The following is a 397-nucleotide window of genomic DNA, read 5'->3' as shown; positions in this document are numbered from 1 at the left end:
TTGAAAGCTCCTTAATTATATTTGATAATATTGCTATTTCATTAGCCGGTATAAATATATTAGCTTTTCCAATTTCTATTCTAATCTCTTGAGAAGTTACTTCTGATTTATCAATACTAACTTCTTCATTAAGTGATATACTTTGGAATATAGGGGTACTTTCAGTACTAGCTGCCTCAATTCTTCTTTTATGATAATAAAATTGTGTCTTACTTATATTATTCTCTTCACAAAAACTGCTTACCGTTCCTTCGTATGAAGAAAATAAACTTATAAATTCATTCCATTTTTCATTGCTAAGCTTTCTGCTCATAAAATAAAACCTCCCTAAAAATTATTAATACAATTTTAGCAAGGAGGTTGTTTATTAACTAGATATCAAATTTTTGACGCTTAC

1 protein-coding gene is annotated in these 397 nt (G+C 27.5%); it reads right to left on the bottom strand.

The window, feature by feature from the left end; translation table 11 throughout:
* The coding region (gene tnpA / locus ACQRD5_RS17235) for an IS66 family insertion sequence element accessory protein TnpA (protein ID WP_427747123.1) at positions 1-313 on the bottom strand (313 nt) is incomplete at its 3' end.
* Positions 314-397: the final 84 nt, after the last annotated feature.

The sequence above is a fragment of the Clostridium sp. SGI.024 genome, from assembly GCF_050315195.1.
GTDB lineage: Bacteria > Bacillota > Clostridia > Clostridiales > Clostridiaceae > Clostridium.
The sequence above is the reverse complement of the archived record's forward strand: the minus strand, read 5'-3'. Positions and strand labels throughout refer to the sequence as shown.